Consider the following 23,991-nt stretch of genomic DNA (forward strand, 5'->3'; position numbering starts at 1 on the left):
GGCCCGTGCGGGTCCCGTGCCGGTGTTTTCTGTGAATCGCGCCTCGCGACCGAGCGGGCATGCCGAACGAGCATGAGGCACAGCCAGTCAGACTAGCAGCGGCGCTTGTCGTGGCCCAAACCCGCTCCCGCCGTCCGTCGTGGGACCATGGAGACTACGTATCGATCCGACCCGAGGCATAAGGCGCCTCAAGAGACAGGACCCTGCGTGCCCGCGACCACTGACAATGTGCCCGAGCCGAGCCGTACGGACCCGGCACTGATCCGCAATTTCTGCATCATCGCGCACATCGACCACGGCAAGTCCACGCTCGCCGACCGGATGCTCCAGCTGACCGGGGTGGTCGAGCAGCGGCAGATGCGCGCTCAGTACCTCGACCGCATGGACATCGAGCGCGAGCGCGGCATCACGATCAAGTCCCAGGCGGTGCGTCTGCCGTGGGCTCCCACCCACGACCCCGGCAACACGCACATCCTCAACATGATCGACACCCCGGGGCACGTCGACTTCACCTACGAGGTCTCGCGGTCGCTCGCGGCCTGCGAGGGGACCATCCTTCTGGTCGACGCCGCCCAGGGCATCGAGGCGCAGACCCTCGCCAACCTCTACCTGGCGATGGAGAACGACCTCACGATCATCCCGGTGCTCAACAAGATCGACCTGCCGGCCGCGCAGCCGGAGAAGTTCGCCGAGGAGCTGGCGAACCTGGTCGGCTGCGAGCCGGACGACGTGCTGAAGGTCTCCGCGAAGACGGGTGTGGGCGTGGAGGCGCTGCTGGACAAGGTGGTCGAGCAGATCCCGGCCCCGGTCGGTGTCGCCGACGCCCCCGCCCGCGCGATGATCTTCGACTCGGTCTACGACCCCTACCGGGGTGTGGTGACCTACGTGCGTGTCGTGGACGGGCAGCTCAACAAGCGTGAGCGCATCAGGATGATGTCCACCGGTGCCACGCACGAGCTGCTGGAGATCGGCGTCAACTCCCCGGAGATGCTGCCGGCCGACGGCCTGGGCGTCGGCGAGGTGGGCTACCTGATCACCGGTGTGAAGGACGTCCGTCAGTCCAAGGTCGGTGACACGATCACCAGCCAGAACAAGGGGGCCGAGGAGCCGCTGGGCGGCTACAAGGACCCCAAGCCGATGGTGTTCTCCGGGCTGTATCCGCTGGACGGCTCCGACTACCCGGAGTTGCGCGACGCCCTGGACAAGCTGCAGCTGAACGACGCCGCGCTGGTCTACGAGCCGGAGACCTCCGCCGCGCTCGGCTTCGGTTTCCGTGTCGGCTTCCTCGGCCTGCTGCATCTGGACGTGATCCGTGAGCGGCTCGAGCGCGAGTTCGGTCTGGACCTGATCGCCACCGCACCCAACGTGGTGTACCGGGTGGTGATGGAGGACGGCACCGAGCACACCGTCACCAACCCCAGCGAGTTCCCCGAGGGCAAGATCCGCGAGGTGTTCGAGCCGGTGGTGCGGGCCACCATCCTGGCGCCCACCGAGTTCATCGGCGCGATCATGGAGCTGTGCCAGAACCGGCGCGGCACCCTGCTCGGCATGGACTACCTGTCCGAGGACCGCGTCGAGATCCGTTACACCCTCCCGCTCGCGGAGATCGTGTTCGACTTCTTCGACCAGCTCAAGTCCAAGACCCGCGGGTATGCGTCCCTGGACTACGAGCCCACCGGCGAGCAGAGCAGCTCCCTGGTGAAGGTCGACATCCTGCTGCACGGCGACAAGGTGGACGCCTTCTCGGTGATCACCCACAAGGACCAGGCGTACCAGTACGGTGTGCGGCTCGTCGCCAAGCTCAAGGAGCTGATCCCGCGGCAGAACTTCGAGGTGCCGGTGCAGGCCGCGATCGGGTCCCGGGTGATCGCCCGCGAGACCATCCGCGCCATCCGCAAGGACGTCCTCGCCAAGTGCTACGGCGGTGACATCTCCCGCAAGCGCAAGCTGCTGGAGAAGCAGAAGGAGGGCAAGAAGCGCATGAAGATGGTGGGTTCCGTGGAGGTTCCGCAGGAGGCCTTCATCGCGGTGCTCTCCAGCGATGACAGCGCGGGATCGGGCAAGGGCAAGAAGTAACCGCGGGTAGCCCGTGGCGTCCGGTGGCGGCGCGGCGAAGCGGGTGAAATGGGGCCCGCCGTACGAAAGTGCGGCGGGCCCCTGTGCGTCGGGGTGCCCCCGATGTGTACGAAGTGACAGGCCGCAGCCCCTTACGTACCGGGCGGTCGGCCCTTACTCTGTCCCTGCCCGATAGTTACTCGCGAGTTAAACAACGCCCGGCCGGGGCGCGGGGACATCCTGTCGCCCTGTCGTCGATCCCACCCCGTCAATCGAACACCTGCCCGAATCATTCGAGTCAACCCAGCCGTACGTTGAGCCAGCCGCACTGTCGCGGGCCCGGAGGATGTCGTGAGCGACGCACAGACCCTGATCGAGAACCGTCCGCCGTCCGTGGCGGCCCTCTTCCTGGAGCGCGTGGCCGCCACCCCGGACGCGGAGGCCTACCGCTACCCGGTGCCGCCGGCCTCGGGGCAGGGCCCGGACGACTGGAAGTCGCTGACCTGGGCGCAGGCCGCCGAACGGGTCTACGCCGTCGCCGCCGGTCTCATCGAACTGGGCGTGCAGCCCGAGGAGCGGGTGGCGCTGGCCTCCACCACCCGCGTGGAGTGGCTGCTGGCCGACCTCGGCATCATGTGCGCCGGCGCGGCCACCACCACGATCTACCCGCAGACCAACGCCGACGAGTCGGTGTTCATCCTCTCCGACTCCGAGAGCAAGGTCCTCGTCGCGGAGAACGCCGATCAGCTCGCCAAGGCCCTCGACCACCGCGCCGAACTGCCCGACCTGCACCACGTCGTCGTGATCGACGCCGAGGGCGTGGACACCGACGACTTCGTGCTCACCCTGGCCGAGCTGGAGCGCCGCGGGGCGGCCTACCTGGAGCAGCACCCCGAGGTGATCAAGGAGCGGGTCGGCGCGCTCACCAAGGACCAGCTCGCCACCCTCATCTACACCTCGGGCACCACCGGCCGGCCCAAGGGCGTGCGGCTGCCGCACGACAACTGGTCGTACATGGCCAAGGCCATCGCCGCCACCGGCCTGATCGGCCCCGACGACGTGCAGTACCTGTGGCTGCCGCTCGCCCACGTCTTCGGCAAGGTCCTCACCTCCGGGCAGATCGAGGTCGGGCACGTCACCGCCGTCGACGGCCGCGTCGACAAGATCATCGAGAATCTTCCGGTCGTCCAGCCCACCTACATGGCCGCCGTGCCGCGCATCTTCGAGAAGGTATACAACGGCGTCGCCGCCAAGGCCCGCGAGGGCGGCGCGGCCAAGTACAAGATCTTCCAGTGGGCCGCCGGAGTCGCCCGGGAGTACGCCAAGGTCACCCAGGACACCTTCCAGCGCACCGGGGTGCGCTCCGCGCCCGCCGGGCTGACCGCCAAGCACAAGATCGCCGACGCGCTCGTCTACTCCAAGATCCGCGAGGCGTTCGGCGGCCGGCTGCGCGCCTGCGTCTCCGGCAGCGCCGCCCTGGCCCCGGAGATCGGTTACTTCTTCGCCGGCGCCGGCATCCACATCCTGGAGGGCTACGGCCTGACCGAGTCCTCCGCCGCCTCCTTCGTCAACCCCGGCGAGGCCTACCGCACCGGCACCGTGGGCAAGCCGCTGCCCGGCACCGAGGTCCGCATCGCGGAGGACGGCGAGATCCTGCTGCGCGGCCCCGGCATCATGCAGGGCTACCACAAGCTGCCGGACAAGACCGCGGAGGTGCTGGAGCCGGACGGCTGGTTCCACACCGGCGACATCGGCGAGCTGTCCCCGGACGGGTATCTGCGCATCACCGACCGCAAGAAGGACCTCATCAAGACCTCCGGCGGCAAGTACATCGCGCCGGCCGAGGTCGAGGGACAGTTCAAGGCGGTGTGCCCGTACGTGTCGAACATCCTCGTCCACGGCGCCGACCGGAACTACTGCACCGCCCTGATCGCCCTGGAGGAGGAGGCGATCCTGGAGTGGGCCAAGGACAACGGCCTGGCCGGCAAGTCGTACGCCGAGGTCGTCGCCGCCCCGCAGACCGTCGAGCTGATCGACGGCTACGTCCAGAAGCTCAACCAGGGCCTGCAGCGCTGGCAGACGATCAAGAAGTTCCGTCTGCTGCCGCGCGACCTCGACGTCGAGCACGGTGAGATCACCCCGAGCCTGAAGCTGAAGCGGCCGGTGGTCGAGCGGACGTACAAGCACCTGATCGACGAGATGTACGCGGGCACGCGGGAGGCGTGAGCACCGGCACCGCGCCCCTGGCCCGCACCTGTGACGGAGTACCGGGCCCCTTCGCCCGCACCTGTGACGGAGTGCCGCGCCCCTGGCCCGCACCTGTGACGGAGTGCCGCGCCCCTGGCCCGCACCTGTGACGGAGTACCGGGCCCTTCGCCCGCACCCGTGACGGAGTACCCGGCCCCTGTCCCGCACCCGTGACGGCGTGCGGGCCGGGGGCCGACCCTTTCGTTCCGCTCCTTCTTCTGTCTGATGACGACTGAATCTGACCACTTCTGACCGACTCCCGGGGGCACTTCGCGTCTTCGTTCGGCCACTTCGGTAACTCGGTGCTTATGGGCGCAGTCGTTCTGTCACCCTGTCCCCGACAGTCCGATGGTGTGCGCACGCCCGGGAGCCGCAGATGGGGGTCATTCCGACACAGCGCGAGACCGGGTCCCCCGCCCCCGGGGGCTCCGCACGCCCGCACGGCGAGGACGGCGGCACCCAGGCGCGGGCCACCTTCCCCGGCGGACCCCTCGCCCCGGGCAACGCCCGCGGCCTGACCCGCACGGCGCTCGCCGGATGGCGCGAGCGCGGCCTGACCGTGCCCGACCGCCTCGCCGACGAGGTCGTGGTGGTGGTCAGCGAACTGGTCACCAACGCCGTCGTGCACGCCGGCACCGACGTCGACCTGGTCTGCCGGCTGGAGCCCGACTCCGGCAGCTGCGTCGTCGAGGTGTCCGACCGCCACCCCTCGCGCGCCCCCGCCCGGCACACCGGGGACACGGACGGCGACGTCCCGGAGTACGGCCGGGGCCTGCGCCTGGTCACCGCGCTCGCCGACGAGTGGGGCGTCACCTACCGCACCGGCGCCAAGACCGTCTGGGCGCGGCTGCCCGTCCACCGCGCCCCCGGCACCGAGCCGTACGCCGACGAGCCCGCCCTCGGCGTCGCCGAGCAGCTCGCGCCCCAGCCGCAGCGCGCCGGACGCGACCACGAGTGGCTGGGCCGCGGCGCGCTGTCCTTCCTCGCCGAGGCCTCCGACCTGCTCGCCGGGCAGCTCGACGAGGACCTGGTCGCCGTCCTGACCGGGCAGCTCCTCGTCCCCCGGCTCGCCGACTGGTGCGCGGTGTGGCTCGAGGACGAGGCCGCGCTCCGCGGCGTCCAGGGCGCCGGGGCCCGGCTGGCCCGGGTCTGGCACGGCAGCGAGAACCGCATCGAGGAACTGCGCCGCGCCCTGGAGAAGGACCCGCCGCGTCCCTCCGAGGACCCGGCCGCGGGCCCCGAGCCCTACCCCTGGCCCGGCGACGCGCTCGGCCCGCACGAGGCGCAGGGCGCGGCGCTCGCCTACCGGCTGGTCGCCGGCGGCCGCCCGCTCGGCACCCTCGTCATCGGGCGGGCCGGCCTGCTGCGGTTCCCCGACGAGATCACCGGGCTGGTGGAGGACCTCAGCCGGCGGGTCGCGCTCGGCATCGGCGCGGCCCGGCAGTACGCCCGCCAGGCCACCATCAGCGCCGTGCTCCAGCGCGGCCTGCTGCCCGGCGCGGTCGCGGAGATCCCCGGCCTGCGCAGCGCCCTCGTCTACGAGCCCTGCGACCAGGGCGGCCCCAGCGGCGACTTCTACGACCTGTTCCCGGCCGGCCGCAGCCGCTGGTGCTTCGCCGTGGGCGACGTGCAGGGCAAGGGGCCCGAGGCCGCCGTCGTCATCGGCCTCGCCCGCCCCTGGCTCAGACTGCTGGCCCGCGAGGGCTACGGCGTCGCCGACGTCCTGGACCGCCTCAACCAGCTCCTGCTGGACGACGCCATCGAGGCCGCCGACGCCGCCGCCCGCGCCCTGGCCGGCCCGGTCGCCGGCGAGGGCCCGCAGACCCGCTTCCTGTCGCTGCTCTACGGCGAACTCGTCCCCCTGCGCGGCGGCGGGGTGCGCTGCACCCTGGCCAGCGCCGGGCATCCGCTGCCGCTGGTCCTCACCCGCTCCGGCGACGTCCGCACCGTCGCCCGGCCGCAGACCCTGCTCGGGGTGATCGAGGACGAGACCTACACCTGCGACACGTTCGAGCTGCACTCCGGCGACACGCTGCTGTGCGTCACCGACGGGGTGACCGAGCGCCGGTGCGGCTCCCGTCAGTTCGACGACGGCGACGGCCTCGCCGCCGCTCTCGCCGGCTGCGCCGGGCTGGACGCGGACGCCGTCGCCGAGCGCATCCGCCGCCTCGTGCACGACTTCGGCGAACGGCCGCCCGAGGACGACCTGGCCCTGCTGGTGCTCCAGGCCGAGTGACGGCGCACCAGCGAAGGACCGCCCGGCGGTGCGGGACAATGGACCCCATGCCTTCCGCACTCCCCGACGGCGAGCCCGTCCCCGCCGACGGCGCACTGCCCGCGTCCGCGCTCGCCGGGGCCGCCGACCGCCCCCTCGGCTTCTACCTGCACGTCCCCTACTGCGCCACCCGCTGCGGCTACTGCGACTTCAACACCTACACCGCCACCGAGCTGCGCGGCACCGGTGGCGTGCTCGCCTCCCGCGACAACTACGCCGAGATGCTCATCGACGAGATCCGCCTCGCCCGCAAGGTCCTCGGCGACGATCCGCGCGAGGTCGGCACGGTCTTCGTCGGCGGCGGCACGCCCACCCTGCTCGCGGCGGACGACCTGGTGCGGATGCTGGACGCCGTCCGCGACACCTTCGGCCTCGCCCCGGACGCCGAGGTCACCACGGAGGCCAACCCGGAGTCCGTCGACCCCGCCTACCTCGCCACCCTCCGCGAGGGCGGCTTCACCCGGATCTCCTTCGGCATGCAGAGCGCCCGGCAGCACGTGCTGCGGATCCTCGACCGCACCCACACCCCCGGCCGCCCCGAGGCCTGCGTGGCCGAGGCCCGCGCCGCCGGGTTCGAGCACGTCAACCTCGACCTCATCTACGGCACCCCCGGCGAGTCGGACGAGGACTGGCGGGCCTCCCTGGACGCGGCCATCGGCGCGGGCCCGGACCACATCAGCGCCTACGCCCTCATCGTGGAGGAGGGCACCCGGCTGGCCGGGCGCATCCGCCGCGGCGAGATCCCGATGACCGACGACGACGAGCACGCCGACCGCTACCTCCTCGCGGAGGACGTGCTCACCGCGGCCGGCTACACCTGGTACGAGGTGTCCAACTGGGCCGCGTCGCCCGCCGCCCGCTGCCGGCACAACGAGCTGTACTGGCGCGGCGCCGACTGGTGGGGCGCCGGACCGGGCGCCCACAGCCACGTCGGCGGCGTGCGCTGGTGGAACGTCAAGCACCCCGGCGCGTACGCCGCGGCGCTGGCGCAGGGCCGCTCCCCGGGCGCCGGGCGCGAGGTGCTCACGGACGAGGACCGCCGGGTGGAGCGCATCCTGCTGGAGCTGCGGCTGCGGGACGGGGTGCCGCTGTCCCTGCTGCGGCCCGAGGGGCTGGCCGCCTCCCGGCGCGCCCTCGCCGACGGCCTGCTGGAGCCCGGCCCCTACGAGGAAGGCCGCGCCGCGCTGACCCTGCGGGGCCGGCTGCTCGCCGACGCGGTGGTCCGCGACCTGGTGGACTGACCGGTCCCCTCGCGACAGCGGGCCGCCCGCCTCCGGGACGGGCGGCCGGGCGCCGCTCAGGGCGCCGTCACATGGTCGATGAGCCGCTCGACCGCCCCCAGCAGCTCCGGCTGGAGATCCTTGTAGGACCGCACCCGCCCGAGGATCCGCTGCCAGGCCGCGCCCGTGTGCTCCGGCCAGCCCAGGGCCCGGCACACCCCCGTCTTCCAGTCCTGCCCGCGCGGCACCTCGGGCCACGCCCCGATCCCGAGCGACGACGGCTTCACCGCCTGCCAGACGTCGATGTAGGGGTGGCCCACCACCAGCGTGTGCTCGTCGCTCACCGCCTGCGCGATGCGCCACTCCTTCGAGCCCGGCACCAGATGGTCCACCAGCACCCCGAGCCGCGCCTGCGGCCCCGGGGCGAAGGACTCCACGATCGCCGGCAGCTCGTCCACGCCCTCCAGATACTCCACGACCACGCCCTCGACGCGCAGGTCGTCGCCCCACACCTTCTCCACCAGCTCGGCGTCGTGCCGGCCCTCGACGTAGATGCGCCCGGCGCGGGCGACGCGGGCGCGGGCGCCGTGGACCGCGACCGAGCCGGAGGCCGTGCGCGCCGGGCGCCCCGGGCCCGAGGCCGGCTTCACCAGCGTCACCACGCGCCCCTCCAGCAGGAACCCCCGCGGCTGCAGCGGGAAAACGCGGTGCCGGCCGAAGCGGTCCTCCAGCGTCACGGTGCCCGCCTCGCAGCCGATCACCGCCCCGCAGAAGCCGGAGCCGGGCTCCTCCACCACCAGGCCCGGCTCGGCCGGCACCTCCGGCACGGGCCGGGGCTTCTTCCACGGTGGGGTCAGATCGGGGGAGTACTGCCGCATTCGAGTGACGATAGGCAAAGCGCCGCGCGGATCACCGCGACACGCCGAAGCGGGCGGCCAGAGCGTCCCGCTGGGCCCGGACGAAGGCCGCGTCCACCACCGCTCCGTGACCGGGCACGTACAGCGCGTCCTCGCCGCCCAGGGCGAGCAGCCGGTCCAGGGCGGCCGGCCAGCCGGACGGCACGGCGTCCGGGCCGGCCTGCGGCTCGCCGGACTCCTCCACCAGGTCCCCGCAGAACACCACGGCGGGATCCCCCGGCACCAGCACCGCCAGGTCGTGCCCGGTGTGCCCCGGGCCCACGTCCGCCAGCACCGCCTCACGACGGCCGCCGAGCGGCAGCACCAGCCGAGCGGACACCACATGGCCCGGCCGCACCAGCGCCGCCGCGGCCTCCTCGGCCACCCGCCGGTCCAGCCCGTTGCGCACCGCGTCCTCGACCAGCTCAGCGCGCCCGCGCTCGTCGTCGTACACCCCGCGGCCGCACCCCGCGCCCCGGGCCGCGTAGATCTCCGCGCCCTCGACGGCCGCCGCCCCGAAGACATGGTCGAAGTGCGGATGGGTCAGCGCGAGAAACCTCACGGCGCCGCCGGCGATGGCCCGGGCCGCCGCACCCACCCGCGCGCCCTCCGCCAGGCTCGACCCGGCGTCCACCAGCAGGGCCGCGTCCGGCCCCACGACCAGCCCCGCCGTGCAGTCCCACCCCGGCAGCCGGATGCGGCCAACCCCGGGCGCCAGCCGTTCCCAGCCCGCCTCTTCCCACGTCACCGTCACGCCGAGAGGCTAGCCTTCGTGCGACCAGCCTTGCCGTCGGTGCACCCGACGGCCGTACACTGGGCCCGGGAATGCTGGCACTCGTATGCGCCGAGTGCCAGGACGGGCGGAGAGCCGAGAACGACACTGGAGGTGTGCGCGATGCTCAGCGAGCGGCGGCTTCAGGTACTCCGCGCCATCGTCCAGGACTACGTCGGCACGGAGGAGCCGGTCGGCTCCAAGGCGCTCACCGAGCGGCACAACCTCGGCGTCTCCCCGGCCACGGTCCGCAACGACATGGCGGCCCTGGAGGAGGAGGGCTACATCGCCCAGCCGCACACCAGCGCGGGCCGTATCCCCACCGACAAGGGCTACCGTCTGTTCGTCGACAAGCTGGCGGGGGTCAAGCCCATGTCGGCGCCCGAGCGGCGCGCCATCCAGAACTTCCTCGACGGCGCCGTCGACCTCGACGACGTGGTGGCCCGCACGGTCCGGCTGCTGGCGCAGCTGACCCGGCAGGTCGCCGTCGTCCAGTACCCCTCGCTGACCCGTTCGACCGTGCGGCACGTGGAGCTGCTGTCCCTCGCGCCGGCGCGGGTGATGCTGGTGCTGATCACGGACACCGGCCGGGTCGAGCAGCGGGTGATCGACTGCCCCGCCCCGTTCGGGGAGACCTCGCTCGCGGACCTGCGGGCCCGGCTGAACAGCCGGGTCGCCGGCCGTCGCTTCCGGGACGTGCCGCAGCTGGTGGAGGACCTGCCGGACAGCTTCGACGTCGAGGACCGCGGCACGGTCTCGGCGGTGCTGTCCACGCTCCTGGAGACGCTCGTCGAGGAGAACGAGGAGCGGCTGATGATCGGCGGCACCGCCAATCTCACCCGCTTCGCCCACGACTTCCCCCTCACCATCCGGCCGGTTCTGGAGGCGCTGGAGGAGCAGGTCGTCCTGCTGAAGCTGCTCGGTGAGACACAGGATCCGGGCATGACCGTGCGCATCGGTCACGAGAACGCCCACGAAGGACTCAACTCCACGTCCATCGTGTCGGTGGGCTACGGTTCGGGCGGCGAGGCAGTCGCCAAGCTCGGCGTGGTCGGACCGACCCGCATGGACTACCCGGGAACGATGGGAGCGGTACGCGCAGTGGCACGGTACGTCGGACAGATCCTGGCGGAGTCGTAAGTGGCCACGGACTACTACGCCGTTCTCGGCGTGCGTCGCGACGCGTCGCAGGAAGAGATCAAGAAGGCCTTCCGGCGGCTGGCGCGCGAGCTGCACCCCGACGTCAACCCCGATCCGAAGACGCAGGAGCGGTTCAAGGAGATCAACGCCGCCTACGAGGTGCTCTCCGACCCGCAGAAGAAGCAGGTCTACGACCTCGGCGGCGACCCTCTGTCGCAGTCCGGCGGGGGCGGCGCGAGCGGCTTCGGGGCCGGCGCCTTCGGCAACTTCTCCGACATCATGGACGCCTTCTTCGGCACGGCGTCGCAGCGCGGTCCGCGCTCGCGCACCCGCCGGGGCCAGGACGCCATGATCCGGCTGGAGGTGGAGCTGGACGAGGCCGCCTTCGGCACCACCAAGGACATCCAGGTCGACACCGCCGTCGTCTGCACCACCTGCAACGGGGAGGGCGCGGCGCCCGGCACCAGCGCCCAGACGTGCGACATGTGCCGCGGCCGCGGTGAGGTCTCGCAGGTCACCCGGTCCTTCCTGGGTCAGGTCATGACCTCCCGCCCCTGCCCGCAGTGCCAGGGCTTCGGCACCATCGTGCCCAACCCGTGCCCGGAGTGCGCCGGTGACGGCCGGATCCGCGCCCGCCGCACCCTGACGGTGAAGATCCCGGCCGGTGTGGACAACGGCACGCGCATCCAGCTCGCGGGCGAGGGCGAGGTCGGACCGGGCGGCGGCCCGGCCGGCGACCTGTACGTGGAGATCCACGAGCTGCCGCACCCGGTCTTCCAGCGGCGCGGCGACGACCTGCACTGCACGGTCACCATCCCGATGACCGCGGCCGCCCTGGGCACCAAGGTGCCGCTGGAGACGCTGGACGGCATGGAGGAGGTCGACATCCGCCCGGGCACCCAGTCCGGCCAGTCGATCCCGCTGCACAACCGCGGCGTGACCCACCTGCGCGGCGGCGGACGCGGCGACCTCGTCGTCCATGTCGAGGTGCAGACCCCGACCAAGCTGGACCCCGAGCAGGAGCGCCTGCTGCGCGAACTGGCCAAGCTGCGCGGCGAGGAGCGCCCGCAGGGGCAGTTCCAGCCCGGCCAGCAGGGCCTGTTCTCGCGTCTGAAGGACGCGTTCAACGGCCGCTGAGGCCGCGCACGCACGTCTTGCCCGACGGGCGGTCACGCACGCAGCTGCCGTGGCCGCCCGTCGCCGTGTCCAGGAGAAGCGGCCGGTTGGGAGCCGTCGGGCGGACATGACACCATGCCGTCATGTCCTCCGCACTGACCGATCTCTTCCCGCACCCGATCGTGCAGGCTCCCATGGCGGGCGGCCCCTCCGGGCCGCGGCTCGCCGCGGCCGTGTGCGAAGCCGGCGGGCTGGGATTCCTCGCCGCCGGCTACAAGACCGCCGACGGCATGTACCAGGAGATCAAGCAGCTGCGGGGGCTGACCCGACGCCCCTTCGGGGTGAACGTGTTCATGCCGCAGCCGGAGCTGGCCGAGTCGGGTGCGGTCGACCTGTACGCGCAGCAGCTGGCCGGCGAGGCCGCCTGGTACGAGACCGAGCTGGGCGAACCGCAGTGCGGCGGCCGGGACGACGGCTTCGACGCCAAACTCGCCGTGCTCCTGGACGACCCCGTCCCGGTGGTCTCCTTCCACTTCGGCGTCCCCGGCCGCGAGATCGTCGACGCCCTGCACCGCGCGGGCAGCCACGTCCTGGTCACCGCGACCACCGTGGAGGAGGCGCGGGCCGTGCAGGAGGCCGGCGCGGACGCGGTCGTCGCCCAGGGCGTGGAGGCCGGCGGCCACCAGGGCACCCATCGCGACCTGCCGGAGAACGACGGGGCCGGCCTGGGCGTGCTCACCCTCGTCGCGCAGCTGCGCGAGGCGGTGCGGCTGCCGATCATCGCGGCCGGCGGCATCATGCGCGGCAGCCAGATCGCCGCCGTCCTCGCGGCCGGGGCCGTCGCCGCCCAGCTGGGCACCGCCTTCCTCCCCACCCCCGAGTCCGGCGCCCACGACCTGCACAAACGGGCCCTGACCGACCCGCTGTACCCGCACACCGAACTCACCCGGGCCTTCACCGGCCGGCCCGCCCGCGGCCTGGTCAACCGCTTCGTCCGCGAGCACGGACGCTACGCGCCCGCCGCCTACCCGGACGTCCACCACCTCACCGCGCCGCTGCGCAAGGCCGCCGCCGCGGTGGGGGACACCCAGGGCATGGCGCTGTGGGCGGGGCAGGGGCACCGCATGGCCCGCGCCCTGCCCGCGGGGGAGCTGGTGGAGGTGCTGGCCGCCGAGCTGGCCGAGGCCGAGGCCGCCCTGCCGGGGCGGCGTACCGCGACAGGAGGCGCGCGATGACGGCACCGGTGTTCGTGGTCGACGAACTGGCGGTCGGCGGTTCCGTGGTCGTCCTGGACGGCCCCGAGGGGCGGCACGCGGTGTCCGTGAAACGGCTGCGGCCCGGTGAGGACGTGGTGCTCACCGACGGGCGCGGCCACTGGGCGGCGGGCGTCGTCGAGGCCACCGAGGGCAAGGACCGGCTGATCGTCGGCGGTCTGGACGGCGTGCACGAGGAGCCCGCCCCCGCCCCGCGGATCACGGTCGTGCAGGCCCTGCCCAAGGGCGACCGCGGAGAGCTGGCCGTGGAGACCATGACCGAGGTCGGCGTGGACGCGATCGTGCCGTGGTCCGCCTCCCGCTGCATCACCCAGTGGAAGGGCGAACGCGGGGTGAAGGCCCTCGGCAAGTGGCGGGCGACGGCCCGCGAGGCCGGCAAGCAGTCCCGCCGGGTACGGTTCCCCGAGGTCGCGGACGCGGCGACGACCAAACAGGTGGCGGACCTCCTGGCCGGGGCGGACTTCGCCGCCGTGCTGCACGAGACCGGCGAGCAGCCGCTGGCCACCGCCGATCTGCCCGCCGAGGGCGAGATCGTGCTGGTCGTCGGCCCCGAAGGAGGCGTCTCCCCGGAGGAGCTCCAGCTGTTCGCCGAGGCGGGCGCGAAGCCGTACGTCCTCGGGCCCACCGTGCTGCGCACCTCGACCGCGGGCGTCGCGGCCGCCGCCCTGCTGCTGGGCCGCACCGGCCGCTGGGGCTGAGTCACCGGTTCCGCGGCGCGTGCGCCCGCGCGCACCGTGCCGCCTGCCTGCACACTGGGCGCACGAGGCGAGCGCCCGGTGCACCGTCGTCCGCCCGCCCGGCTCACGGGTGGGCGGACCCCGCTCGCACGCCGGTGTGCGCGGCTCGCGACCCGCGACACGCGCCCTACCGTCCGTGACCGCGCAGTGGCAGAGTGTGGCCCATGGGGGAGAAGGGACGGAGCGTCCGTACCGTGCGCGGCCGCCGGGCGGCGGCGGTGGCCGCTCTCGCCGCGGCCGCCGTCTGCGGGGTCGCCGCCTGCGATCCCGCCGGGCTGAACGCCGCTGCGGTGGCGTACACCACCGACGAGACCGCGACCGCCGAACTGCACCGGCGGCACCTGCCCGTCCGCTGGCTGGCCTGCACCGCCCACGACCACGCCACCGGCACGGGCGCGGCCGCCGCACCGTCCTCGCGCACCACGATCGCCTCCGTCGACTGCCGGGGCCGCACCCGCGACGACCGGGAGATCACGGTCACCGGGGAGGTCACCCGGGCGGTCGGCGGCGTCTGCGTGCGCGGCGACCTGACCGCGCGGGTGGGCGGCGCGGTGCTGTTCCGCACGGACGGACTCGGCGACTGCGACGCCGGCACCGCCCCCGCCTACCGGCCGCTCGGCGCCGCGCCCGCGTACCGGCCGCCCGGCGCCCCGACCGCCTGCCGGCCGCCCGACGACACCGGTCGGCCGCCCGCGTCCGCCGTCCCCGTCACCCGCACCGCCCCGTGCCCGGGCGATCCCGTCCGCCGGCACGGGGAAGTCGCATGAGACCGACGGTGGTTGAGGGTGCGTCGGATGCACCGGCGGTCGGGGTGGGCGAGCGGCCGCGAGGTCGGCCGGGCAAGTGGTTCGGCCCCCTGTCCGTGACGGCCGCCGCTGCATAGGGTGATCAGGTGACTCAGTCCGCAACCTCCGTATCGACCGCACCGGCCGAGCCCTCCGCGCCGGCCGGTTCTTCCGGGTATCTCCGATTCCCGCATCTGCACGGCGAGTTGGTCGCCTTCACCGCCGAGGACGACGTGTGGCTCGCACCCCTGGACGGCGGCCGGGCCTGGCGGGTCAGCGCCGACAACGTGCCGGTGAACCACCCGCGCATCTCGCCCGACGGCACCACGGTCGCCTGGACCTCCACCCGCGACGGCGCACCCGAGGTGCACGTCGCGCCGGTCGACGGCGGCCCGTCCCGGCGGCTGACCTACTGGGGCAGCTGGCGCACCCAGGTGCGCGGCTGGACGCCCGACGGCCGCGTCCTCGCCCTGTCCACGCACGGCCAGGCCAGCCTGCGCCGCAGCTGGGCGCGGGCCGTCCCGCTGGACGGCGGGCCCGCCGACACGCTGCCCTACGGCCCGGTCGGTGACGTCGCCCACGGGCCGCACACCGTGCTGCTCTCCGCGACGATGGGCCGCGAGGCGGCCTGGTGGAAGCGGTACCGGGGCGGCACGGCGGGCAAGCTGTGGATCGACGCCGGGGACGACGGCGCGTTCGTACGGCTGCACGCGGACCTCGACGGCAACATCGAGTACCCGATATGGGTGGGGGACAGGATCGCGTTCCTCTCCGACCACGAGGGCACCGGAGCGCTGTACTCCTCCCTCGCCGACGGCTCCGACCTGCGCCGGCACACCCCGCTGGGCGGCTTCTACGCCCGGCACGCCGCCACCGACGGCACCCGCGTCGTCTACTCCAGCGCCGGCGAGCTGTGGATCCTGGACGACCTGGAGGGCGCCGAGCCGCGCCGCCTGGACATCCGGCTCGGCGGCCCCCGGGTCGACCTGCAGCCCTTCCCGCTGAACGCCGCCCGCTGGTTCGGCTCCGCCGCGCCCGACCACACCGCCCGCGGCAGCGCGGTCGCCGTGCGCGGCGCCGTCCACTGGGTCACGCACCGCTCCGGCCCGGCCCGCGCACTGGCCGCCGAGCCGGGCGTGCGGGCCCGGCTGCCGCGCACCTTCCGCCTGGAGGGCGAGGAATGGGTGGTGTGGGTGACGGACGCCGAGGGCGAGGACGCGCTGGAGTTCGCGCCCGCCACCGGCCTGGCACCGTCGGCGACCCCGCGCCGGATCGCCGCCGGCCGGCTCGGCCGGGTCCTGGAGCTGGCCATGGCGCCCGACGGCAGCCGGGCCGCCGTCGCCTCGCACGACGGACGGCTGCTGCTCGTCGAACGGGAGACCGGCGAGGTCCGCGAGGTCGACCACAGCGAGTACGGCGACGTCTCCGGGCTCGCCTTCTCCCCGGACTCCGCCTGGCTGGCCTGGTCCCACCCCGGCCCGCGCCCGCTCAGCCAGCTCAGGCTGGCCAGCACCACCGACCTGACGGTCACCGAGGCGACCCCGCTGCGCTTCCACGACTACGCGCCCGCCTTCACCCTGGACGGCAAGCACCTCGCCTTCCTCTCCCACCGCTCCTTCGACCCGGTCTACGACGAGCACGTCTTCGATCTGGCGTTCGTGGAGAGCTCCCGGCCGTATCTGATCACCCTGGCGGCGACCACGCCGTCCCCGTTCGGCCCGCAGCGCCACGGCCGGCCCTTCGAGGTGTCCGAGAAGGAGGAGACCCCGGACAGCGAGGGCACCCCCGCGACCCGGATCGACCTCGAGGGTCTGGCCGACCGCATCGTGCCGTTCCCCGTCGAGGCCGGCCGCTACACCAACCTGCGCGCCGCCCGCGACGGCGTGCTGTGGCTGCGCCATCCGGTCACCGGCGTGCTCGGCGACTCCCGGGCCACGCCCGACGACCCGGAGCCGGAGAGCCACCTGGAGCGCTACGACCTCGCCCAGCAGCGCATCGAGCACCTCGCCGCCGGCGCCGACCACTTCGAGGTCTCCGGCGACGGCAAGCGCATCCTGCTGTGGAGCGACGGCAAGCTGAAGGTCGTCCCCAGCGACCGGCGTGCGTCCGCCGAGGACGACGGCGACTCGCACATCACCGTCGACCTCGGCCGGATCCGGCAGACGGTCGACCCGGCCGCCGAATGGCGGCAGATGTACGAGGAGACCGGCCGCATCATGCGGGACCACTTCTGGCGGGCCGACATGGGCGGCGTCGACTGGGACGGCGTCCTCGACCGCTACCGGCCCGTCCTGGACCGCCTGGCCACCCACGACGACCTGGTCGACCTGCTGTGGGAGGTGCACGGCGAACTGGGCACCTCGCACGCCTACGTCACGCCGTACGGTGCCTGGGGCGACGGCCCCCGGCAGGGCCTGCTCGGCGCGGACATCTCCCGGCACGAGGACGGCAGCTGGCGCATCGACCGGATCCTGCCCTCGGAGACCTCCGACCCGCGGGCCCGCAGCCCGCTGGCCGCGCCCGGGGTCGCCGTCCGCCCCGGTGACGCGATCGTCGCGGTCGGCGGCCGGCCCGTGGACCCGGTGACCGGGCCGGCCCCGCTGCTGGTCGGCACCGCCGGCAGACCGGTGGAGCTGACGATCGCCCCGGCCGACGGCGGGGAGCTGCGGCACACGGTCGTGGTGCCCCTGGACGACGAGGAACCGCTGCGCTACCACGCCTGGGTCGCCGACCGCCGCGCCTACGTCCACGAACGGTCCGGCGGCCGGCTCGGCTATCTGCACGTGCCGGACATGCAGGCGCCCGGCTGGGCGCAGATCCACCGCGACCTGCGGGTGGAGGTGGCCCGCGAGGGCCTCGTCGTGGACGTGCGGGAGAACCGCGGCGGCCACACCTCCCAGCTGGTGGTGGAGAAGCTGGCCCGGCGGATCGTCGGCTGGGACGTGCCGCGCGGCATGCGCCCGGAGAGCTACCCGCTGGACGCCCCGCGCGGCCCGGTCGTCGCCGTCGCCAACGAGTTCTCCGGCTCCGACGGCGACATCGTCAACGCGGCGATCAAGGCCCTCGGCATCGGGCCGGTCGTCGGCACCCGCACCTGGGGCGGCGTCATCGGCATCGACAGCCGCTACCGGCTGGTCGACGGCACCCTGATCACCCAGCCCAAGTACGCCTTCTGGCTCGAGGGCCGGGGCTGGGGGGTCGAGAACCACGGCGTCGACCCGGACGTGGAGGTGGTGCAGCGTCCCCAGGACCACGCCGCGGGCCGCGACGTCCAGCTGGACGAGGCGATCCGCATCGCCCTGGAGGCCCTCGAGGCCACCCCGGCGAAGACGCCGCCGAGCCTGCCGTAGCCGCGCCCGGGGGCCGGGCCGGGGACCCGTCCGGACCCGGCCCGGCCCCCGGCTCGCTACGATGCAGCACGAGACGATCACCGCATGAGGAGAACCATGGCAGGGGAACCGCAGGACGACTGCCTGTTCTGCAAGATCGTCGCGGGTCATGTCCCCGCGACGGTGGTCCGCGAGACCGACACCACGCTCGCCTTCCGCGACATCAACCCCCAGGCGCCCACCCACGTCCTGGTGATCCCCAAGGCGCACTACAAGGACGCCGCCGCCCTGGCCGCCGGTGCCCCGCAGCTCGCCGCGGACGTGCTGCGCGAGACCCAGGCCGTCGCCGACGAGGAGAAGCTGGACAGCTACCGCATCGTCTTCAACACCGGCTCCGGCGCCGGCCAGACGGTCTGGCACGCGCACGCCCACGTCCTGGGCGGCCGCGGCCTGCAGTGGCCTCCGGGCTAGAGCGGCCGGGGGCTTCAGCGACGTGTCCGTCCGTGAACTGGTCGTCCTGGGCACCGCCAGCCAGGTGCCGACCCGGCACCGCAACCACAACGGCTATCTGCTGCGCTGGGACGGCGAGGGCTTCCTGTTCGACCCCGGCGAGGGCACGCAGCGGCAGATGCTGCGCGCCGGGGTCGCCGCCCACGACATCCACCGGATCTGCGTCACCCACTTCCACGGCGACCACAGCCTGGGCCTGGCCGGGGTGATCCAGCGGATCAACCTGGACCGGGTGCCGCACGAGATCACCGCGCACTACCCGCACTCCGGGAAACGGTTCTTCGACCGCCTGCGCTACGCCACCGCCTACCGCGAGACGGTCGCCCTGACCGAGGCCCCGGTCGACGCCGACGGCGTCCTCGCCACCACCCCGGCGTACACGCTGTCGGCCCGCCGGCTGTCGCACCCGGTGGAGTCCTACGGCTACCGGCTCGTCGAGCCCGACGGGCGCCGCATGCTGCCCGACCGGCTCGCCGCACACGGCATCACCGGCCCGGACGTGGGCCGCCTGCAGCGGGAGGGGTCGCTGCGCGGGGTGCCGCTGGAGGCGGTCAGCGAGGTCCGGCGCGGGCAGCGGTTCGCGTTCGTCATGGACACCCGGCTGTGCGACGGCGTGTTCGCCCTCGCCGAGGGCTGCGACCTGCTGGTGATCGAGTCGACGTTCCTCGACGCCGACGCCGCGCTCGCCGAGGAGTTCGGCCACCTCACCGCCGGACAGGCGGGACGGGTGGCCCGGGACGCCGGGGTGCGGCACCTCGTCCTGACCCACTTCAGCCAGCGCTACACCGACCCCGGCGAGTTCGAACGGCAGGCGCGGGCGGCCGGTTTCGACGGCGAGCTGACCGTGGCCCGGGACCTGCAGCGGGTGGCGGTGCCCAAACGCCGCTGACCTGGCCGTACGATGCTGCGATGCCCCTGCCCAAAGCCGAACTGCACCTGCACATCGAAGGCACCCTGGAGCCGGAGACGGCGTTCGCGCTGGCCGCGCGCAACGGCGTGACCCTGCCGTACGCGGACACCGACGCGCTGCGCGAGGCCTACCGTTTCACCGATCTGCAGTCCTTCCTGGACCTGTACTACGCGCTGATGGACGTCCTGCGCACCGAGCAGGACTTCGCGGACCTGGCCGACGCCTACCTGGCGCGGGCCGCGGCGCAGGGCGTGCGGCACGCGGAGATCTTCTTCGACCCGCAGGCCCACCTCAAGCGCGGCGTGGAGCTGGGCACGGTCGTGGAGGGGCTGTGGCGGGCGCTGGGCCGCAGCGAGCAGAACCACGGCGTCTCCACGCAGCTCATCCTGTGTTTCCTGCGGGACGAGTCCGCCGACTCGGCCCTTCGGACCCTCCGCGCGGCCGAGCCCTGGCTGGACCGGATCACCGGCGTCGGCCTGGACTCGGCCGAGGTCGGGCATCCGCCGGCGAAGTTCCGCGAGGTGTTCCGGGCGGCCGCCGACCTCGGTCTGCGCCGGGTGGCGCACGCCGGGGAGGAGGGGCCGCCGCAGTACATCACCGAGGCCCTCGACGTGCTCGGCGTCGAACGCATCGACCACGGGCTGCGCTGCATGGAGGACCCCGCCCTGGTCGACCGGCTGGTGCGGGAGCGGATCCCGCTGACCGTGTGCCCGCTGTCCAACGTCCGGCTGCACACCGTCGCGAGCCTCGCCGAGCATCCGCTGCCCGCCATGCTCGACGCCGGGCTGGTGTGCACGGTCAACTCCGACGACCCGGCCTACTTCGGCGGCTACGCCGGCGACAACTTCGACGCGGTGCGGGACACCCTCGGCCTGACCGAGGAGCAGCTGCGCACGCTGGCCCGCAACTCCTTCCGTGCCGCCTTCCTGGAGCACGACGAGGAGCGACGGCAGCGCTGCCTGGCCGAGGTCGAGGCCTACAGCTTCGGGTGAGGCGAGGACGCGTGTGAGGTGGGGACGCGTGTGAGGTGTGGACGCGTGTGAGGCGAGGACGCGTGTGAGGCGGGGGCGCACGTGAGGCGGGGGCGCACGTGAGGCGGGGGCGCGGGGCGCTCACCGCCAGCGTGGGCCGCCGCCGCCCGTGCCCGGTGCGGCCGCCTCGATGCGCGCCCGTGTCTCCTCCATCACCGCGACGATCCGCTCCTCGTGCTCGGGGGTCAGCCGGGACACCGGCACCGAGCAGCTGATCGCGTCCTGCGCCGGGGTGTCGTAGCGCAGCGCGAAACCGAAGCCGACGATGCCGAGCACGCCCTCCTCGCGGTCGACGGCCCAGCCCCGCTCGCGCACGGCGGCGAGATCGGCGGCGAGTGCCTCGCGGGTGGTGTGCGAGTTCTCGGTGAGCGCTTCGTAGGGGCCGTCGGGCAGGTCTTCGTCGGGGCGTTCGGCCAGCAGCGCCTTGCCGAGCGCGCCCACGTGCGCCGGCAGCCGCCGCCCCACCCGGCTGATGGTCCGCAGGTACTCGTGCGACTCCCGCGTCGCCAGATAGGCCACGTCCCACCCGTCCAGCCGGCCCAGGTGGATCGTCTCGCCCAGCTGCTGTGACGCCTGGTCCAGAAAGGGCCGCACCAGGCGCACCCGCGGGTCGGAGTCCAGGTAGCTGGTGCCGGTGAGCAGGGCGTGGATGCCGATGCCGTACAGCGAGCCGGTGACGTCGGTGCGCACCCAGCCGCGCGAGATCAGCGTCTGCAGCAGCGCGTACATCGAGCTGCGCGGCACACCGAGGGTCTCGGCCAGCTCCTGCAGCCGCGCCGGACGGTCGCCGCGCGCGGCGAGCAGTTCCAGCAGTTCCACCGTCCGCGCCGCGGACTTCACCTCGCGCACGCCCGCGCTCTGCGCTGACCTCGGCATGCCCCTGATCGTAGTGGCCGGCGCCGGCCCGCGGCGGCGCCCGCACCGTTGACGCCCCCTGTTCACTTCCCTAACCTCTGTCTGCATACGTAGATGGCATCTACATGGGGAGATGATCCCGTGAGCCGTGACCTGACCATCACCGACGTACGGCTGACGCCGATCCTGGTGGCCGACCCGCCGCTGCTGAACACCCAGGGCGTCCACCAGCCGTACACGCCGCGCCTGATCGTGGAGGTGGTCACGGCCGAGGGGATCACGGGCGTCGGCGAGACCTACGGCGACACCACGTACCTGGACCTGGCCCGCCCGCTGGCCGAGAAACTGAAGGGACGGCAGCTCACCGCCCTGAACGGGCTGTTCACCCTCGCCGACCGGGTCGCCGTGGACGCCTCCCAGGTGTCCGACGCGGTCGACGTGGGCGGGCTGCGCGGGGTGCAGACCGCGGACAAGCTGCGCCTGTCCGTCGTCTCCGGTTTCGAGGTCGCCTGCCTGGACGCCCTCGGCAAGGCGCTCGGCCTGCCGGTGCACGCCCTGCTCGGCGGCAGGCTCCGCGACGCCGTGGAGTACAGCGCCTACCTGTTCTACAAGTGGGAGTCCCACCCCGAGGGCGTGATCTGCGAGCCCGACGACTGGGGTGCCGCCCTCGACCCGGAGGGCGTCGTCGCCCAGGCCCGCCGGTTCACCGAACGCCACGGCTTCACTTCCTTCAAACTCAAGGGCGGCGTGTTCCCGCCCGAGGAGGAGATCGCCGCGGTGCGGGCGCTGGCCGAGGCGTTCCCGGGACACCCGCTGCGGCTCGACCCCAACGGCGCCTGGTCGGTTCCGACCTCGCTGAAGGTGGCGGAGGAACTCCGGGACCTGCTGGAGTACCTGGAGGACCCCACGCTCGGCACGCCCGCCATGGCCGAGGTCGCCGCCCGCGCCGGGGTACCGCTCGCCACCAACATGTGCGTGACGACCTTCGCCGAGATCGAGGAGGCCTTCACCCGGGGCGCCGTGCAGGTCGTGCTCTCCGACCACCACTACTGGGGCGGCCTGCGCAACACCCAGCACCTCGCCGCGATCTGCCGCACCTTCGACGTCGGCGTGTCCATGCACTCCAACACCCACCTGGGCATCAGCCTGGCCGCGATGACCCACGTCGCCGCCACCGTCCCCGGCCTCGAGCACGCCTGCGACACGCACTACCCCTGGCAGTCGGAGGACGTGCTCACCGAACGCATCGCCTTCACCGGCGGCCGGGTCGCCGTCTCCGACGCGCCCGGACTCGGCGTCGAACTCGACCGGGACAAGCTGGCGTTCCTGCACCGCCGGTGGCTGGACGACGACGGTGCGCTGCGCGACCGCGACGACGCGGCGGCGATGCGTGTCGCCGACCCGGACTGGGTCACTCCGGCCGTGCCGCGCTGGTGAGCACCCCGCGGGAGGCGTGACCGCCGGCGGGGGAGCCCACAGCGGTGCCTCCGGCGTGATCGCCTCCCCCGGGCCGCCGACGTGGTGCACACTGGCCTGATCCGCACCATGTCAGGAGCGCACCGTGACCGCGTCGCACCCGCCCGCCGGAGAGGATCCGCTGCACCCGCAGGACAGGGAGTACATCGTCAAAGCCCCGCACGCCCCGGTCGGCCCGCAGATCGACCCGTTGGCCGGGACCCGTTCGGCCGACGACCCGCCCTGGGACGTGTATCTGACCGGCACGGTCTTCCTCGACATCATCTTCACCGGGCTCGACTGCGCCCCGGTGCGCGGGACGGAGTCCTGGGCCCGCGGCATGGGCTCCAGCCCGGGCGGCGTGGCCAACATGGCGACCGCGCTGGCCCGCCTGGGCCTGCGCACCTGCCTCGCCGCGGCGTTCGGCGACGACCACTACGGCGAGTACTGCTGGGACGTGCTGGAACAGGGCGAGGGCATCGACCTGACCCCGTCCCGCACCGTGCCCGGCTGGCACTCGCCGGTCACCGTCTCCATGGCCTACGAGGGCGAGCGCACCATGGTCTCCCACGGCCACGAGCCGCCCCCGGAGGAACCCGCCCCGGACTGCCCGCCCCGGGCACGGGCCGCCGTGGCCTCCCTGACACCCGGTCAGCACGCGCCCTGGATCGCGCAGAGCGCACGCCAGGGCACCCGTGTCTTCGCGGACGTCGGCTGGGACGACACCGGCGCCTGGGACCTGAAGGCCCTGGCCGACCTGGAGCACTGCGAGGCGTTCCTGCCCAACGCCGAGGAGGCGATGCGCTACACGCGCACCGACTGCCCCCGCACCGCCGCCCACGCGCTCACCGAGTACGTGCCGGTCGCGGTGGTCACCCTCGGCTCCGAGGGCGCCTACGCGGTGGACCGGCGCACCGGGGAGGCCGCCGAGGTGCCCGCCATCGCGGTGGACGCCCTGGACCCGACGGGGGCGGGCGACGTGTTCGTGGCCGGCTTCGTCACCGGCTCCCTGGCCGGCTGGCCGCTGGCCGACCGGCTGGCCTTCGCGGGCCTGACCGCCGCCCTGTCCGTGCAGGAGTTCGGCGGTTCGCTCTCGGCGCCCGACTGGTCGGAGATCGCCGCCTGGTGGCGCCGGGTGCAGTCCGTGGACGGGCAGGACCCGGAGGCGCTGCGCCGGTACGCCTTCCTCGACCGGCTGGTCTCGCAGGCGTGCCCCCAGCCGTGGCCGCGGCGCAGAGCCGTCCCCACCATCGGGTTCCGCCGCTCGGCCTGACACGGACCGCGCAGCACCCGAGGACCCCGTCCGCACGGCGCGTGCCCGGCCGTTGACAGGTGTCGTTTCCTGCTCGACCATCGGCGGAATCAAGCACGATGGCGCACCGTC

The 23,991-nt window shown here is 73.5% G+C and carries 18 protein-coding genes; 15 read left to right on the forward strand and 3 right to left on the reverse strand.

All coding sequences use genetic code 11. The features are described 5' to 3' along the window. Window positions 1-228 precede the first annotated feature (228 nt). From lepA to hemW, 4 genes are all read left to right on the forward strand, one after another. A complete protein-coding gene (lepA, locus tag OG899_RS18340; RefSeq protein ID WP_373296014.1) occupies window positions 229-2,076 on the forward strand; it encodes a translation elongation factor 4 in 1,848 nt (615 codons plus the stop codon). Window positions 2,077-2,406: 330 nt separating this feature from the next. Next, complete coding sequence (locus OG899_RS18345) at window positions 2,407-4,281, forward strand: long-chain fatty acid--CoA ligase (protein WP_125497938.1); 1,875 nt, start codon at window positions 2,407-2,409, stop codon at window positions 4,279-4,281. Window positions 4,282-4,678: 397 nt separating this feature from the next. Then, window positions 4,679-6,538 carry a SpoIIE family protein phosphatase gene (locus tag OG899_RS18350; protein WP_125497939.1) on the forward strand — a complete coding sequence of 620 codons (1,860 nt, stop codon included), beginning with the start codon at window positions 4,679-4,681 and terminating at the stop codon, window positions 6,536-6,538. Window positions 6,539-6,585: 47 nt separating this feature from the next. Beyond that, window positions 6,586-7,818 (forward strand): radical SAM family heme chaperone HemW, encoded by a 1,233-nt coding sequence (hemW, locus tag OG899_RS18355; protein ID WP_125497940.1) that lies wholly within the window; start codon window positions 6,586-6,588, stop codon window positions 7,816-7,818. Window positions 7,819-7,874: 56 nt separating this feature from the next. Here hemW and OG899_RS18360 read toward each other — a convergent pair whose 3' ends face one another. Beyond that, a complete protein-coding gene (locus OG899_RS18360) occupies window positions 7,875-8,675 on the reverse strand; it encodes a DUF3097 domain-containing protein (RefSeq protein ID WP_125497941.1) in 801 nt (266 codons plus the stop codon). 31 nt (window positions 8,676-8,706) lie between these two features. Then, window positions 8,707-9,447, reverse strand: a complete 741-nt coding sequence (locus tag OG899_RS18365) for an MBL fold metallo-hydrolase (protein ID WP_125497942.1) — start codon at window positions 9,445-9,447, stop codon at window positions 8,707-8,709. A gap of 141 nt (window positions 9,448-9,588) precedes the next feature. Here OG899_RS18365 and hrcA point away from each other — a divergent pair, with 141 nt between their 5' ends. The 9 genes from hrcA to OG899_RS18410 all read left to right on the forward strand — a co-directional run bounded on the left by hrcA (window position 9,589) and on the right by OG899_RS18410 (window position 20,258). Beyond that, on the forward strand, window positions 9,589-10,605 hold the full coding sequence (gene hrcA / locus OG899_RS18370) for a heat-inducible transcriptional repressor HrcA (protein ID WP_125497943.1): 1,017 nt from the start codon (window positions 9,589-9,591) through the stop codon (window positions 10,603-10,605). Next, entirely contained in the window at window positions 10,606-11,742 is a 1,137-nt protein-coding gene (gene dnaJ / locus OG899_RS18375) for a molecular chaperone DnaJ (protein ID WP_125497944.1), read from the forward strand. A 122-nt stretch (window positions 11,743-11,864) separates the two neighbouring features. After that, window positions 11,865-12,956 (forward strand): nitronate monooxygenase, encoded by a 1,092-nt coding sequence (locus tag OG899_RS18380; RefSeq protein ID WP_168131042.1) that lies wholly within the window; start codon window positions 11,865-11,867, stop codon window positions 12,954-12,956. Next, a complete protein-coding gene (locus tag OG899_RS18385; protein WP_125497946.1) occupies window positions 12,953-13,693 on the forward strand; it encodes a 16S rRNA (uracil(1498)-N(3))-methyltransferase in 741 nt (246 codons plus the stop codon). The genes OG899_RS18380 and OG899_RS18385 overlap by 4 nt, the downstream gene beginning before the upstream one ends. Window positions 13,694-13,896: 203 nt before the next feature. Then, window positions 13,897-14,499, forward strand: coding sequence for a hypothetical protein (locus OG899_RS18390; RefSeq protein WP_125497947.1), 603 nt, complete (start codon window positions 13,897-13,899; stop codon window positions 14,497-14,499). A 224-nt stretch (window positions 14,500-14,723) separates the two neighbouring features. Further along, the gene (locus tag OG899_RS18395) at window positions 14,724-17,867 is read left to right on the forward strand and encodes a S41 family peptidase (protein ID WP_356847713.1); all 3,144 of its coding nucleotides are present in this window, start codon (window positions 14,724-14,726) and stop codon (window positions 17,865-17,867) included. Between the two features lie 96 nt (window positions 17,868-17,963). Further along, the gene (locus OG899_RS18400; protein WP_125497949.1) at window positions 17,964-18,317 is read left to right on the forward strand and encodes a histidine triad nucleotide-binding protein; all 354 of its coding nucleotides are present in this window, start codon (window positions 17,964-17,966) and stop codon (window positions 18,315-18,317) included. A gap of 22 nt (window positions 18,318-18,339) precedes the next feature. Continuing rightward, window positions 18,340-19,245: a ribonuclease Z gene (locus OG899_RS18405; protein WP_125497950.1), complete on the forward strand. Its 906-nt coding sequence runs from the start codon at window positions 18,340-18,342 to the stop codon at window positions 19,243-19,245. Between the two features lie 20 nt (window positions 19,246-19,265). Continuing rightward, the gene (locus OG899_RS18410; RefSeq protein WP_189427500.1) at window positions 19,266-20,258 is read left to right on the forward strand and encodes an adenosine deaminase; all 993 of its coding nucleotides are present in this window, start codon (window positions 19,266-19,268) and stop codon (window positions 20,256-20,258) included. A 120-nt stretch (window positions 20,259-20,378) separates the two neighbouring features. On the opposite strand, the gene OG899_RS18415 is transcribed toward OG899_RS18410, so the two are convergent. Then, entirely contained in the window at window positions 20,379-21,173 is a 795-nt protein-coding gene (locus tag OG899_RS18415) for an IclR family transcriptional regulator (protein WP_189427501.1), read from the reverse strand. A 120-nt stretch (window positions 21,174-21,293) separates the two neighbouring features. Here OG899_RS18415 and OG899_RS18420 point away from each other — a divergent pair, with 120 nt between their 5' ends. Both OG899_RS18420 and OG899_RS18425 read left to right on the forward strand, forming a co-directional pair. Further along, window positions 21,294-22,589 (forward strand): glucarate dehydratase family protein, encoded by a 1,296-nt coding sequence (locus OG899_RS18420; RefSeq protein WP_125497952.1) that lies wholly within the window; start codon window positions 21,294-21,296, stop codon window positions 22,587-22,589. A gap of 124 nt (window positions 22,590-22,713) precedes the next feature. Beyond that, on the forward strand, window positions 22,714-23,880 hold the full coding sequence (locus OG899_RS18425; protein ID WP_373296009.1) for a carbohydrate kinase family protein: 1,167 nt from the start codon (window positions 22,714-22,716) through the stop codon (window positions 23,878-23,880). Window positions 23,881-23,991 lie beyond the last annotated feature (111 nt).

It is taken from the genome of Streptomyces thermoviolaceus (assembly GCF_045209695.1).
Lineage (GTDB): Bacteria > Actinomycetota > Actinomycetes > Streptomycetales > Streptomycetaceae > Streptomyces > Streptomyces thermoviolaceus.

Excerpts from the sequence above, each read along its gene's own strand:
- OG899_RS18350 (WP_125497939.1), top strand. The coding sequence starts at position 4,679 with ATGGGGGTCATTCCGACACAGCGCGAGACCGGGTCCCCCGCCCCCGGG.
- hemW (WP_125497940.1), top strand. The coding sequence starts at position 6,586 with ATGCCTTCCGCACTCCCCGACGGCGAGCCCGTCCCCGCCGACGGCGCA.
- OG899_RS18360 (WP_125497941.1), bottom strand. The coding sequence starts at position 8,675 with ATGCGGCAGTACTCCCCCGATCTGACCCCACCGTGGAAGAAGCCCCGG.
- hrcA (WP_125497943.1), top strand. The coding sequence starts at position 9,589 with ATGCTCAGCGAGCGGCGGCTTCAGGTACTCCGCGCCATCGTCCAGGAC.
- OG899_RS18380 (WP_168131042.1), top strand. The coding sequence starts at position 11,865 with ATGTCCTCCGCACTGACCGATCTCTTCCCGCACCCGATCGTGCAGGCT.
- OG899_RS18385 (WP_125497946.1), top strand. The coding sequence starts at position 12,953 with ATGACGGCACCGGTGTTCGTGGTCGACGAACTGGCGGTCGGCGGTTCC.
- OG899_RS18390 (WP_125497947.1), top strand. The coding sequence starts at position 13,897 with ATGGGGGAGAAGGGACGGAGCGTCCGTACCGTGCGCGGCCGCCGGGCG.
- OG899_RS18400 (WP_125497949.1), top strand. The coding sequence starts at position 17,964 with ATGGCAGGGGAACCGCAGGACGACTGCCTGTTCTGCAAGATCGTCGCG.
- OG899_RS18410 (WP_189427500.1), top strand. The coding sequence starts at position 19,266 with ATGCCCCTGCCCAAAGCCGAACTGCACCTGCACATCGAAGGCACCCTG.
- OG899_RS18415 (WP_189427501.1), bottom strand. The coding sequence starts at position 21,173 with ATGCCGAGGTCAGCGCAGAGCGCGGGCGTGCGCGAGGTGAAGTCCGCG.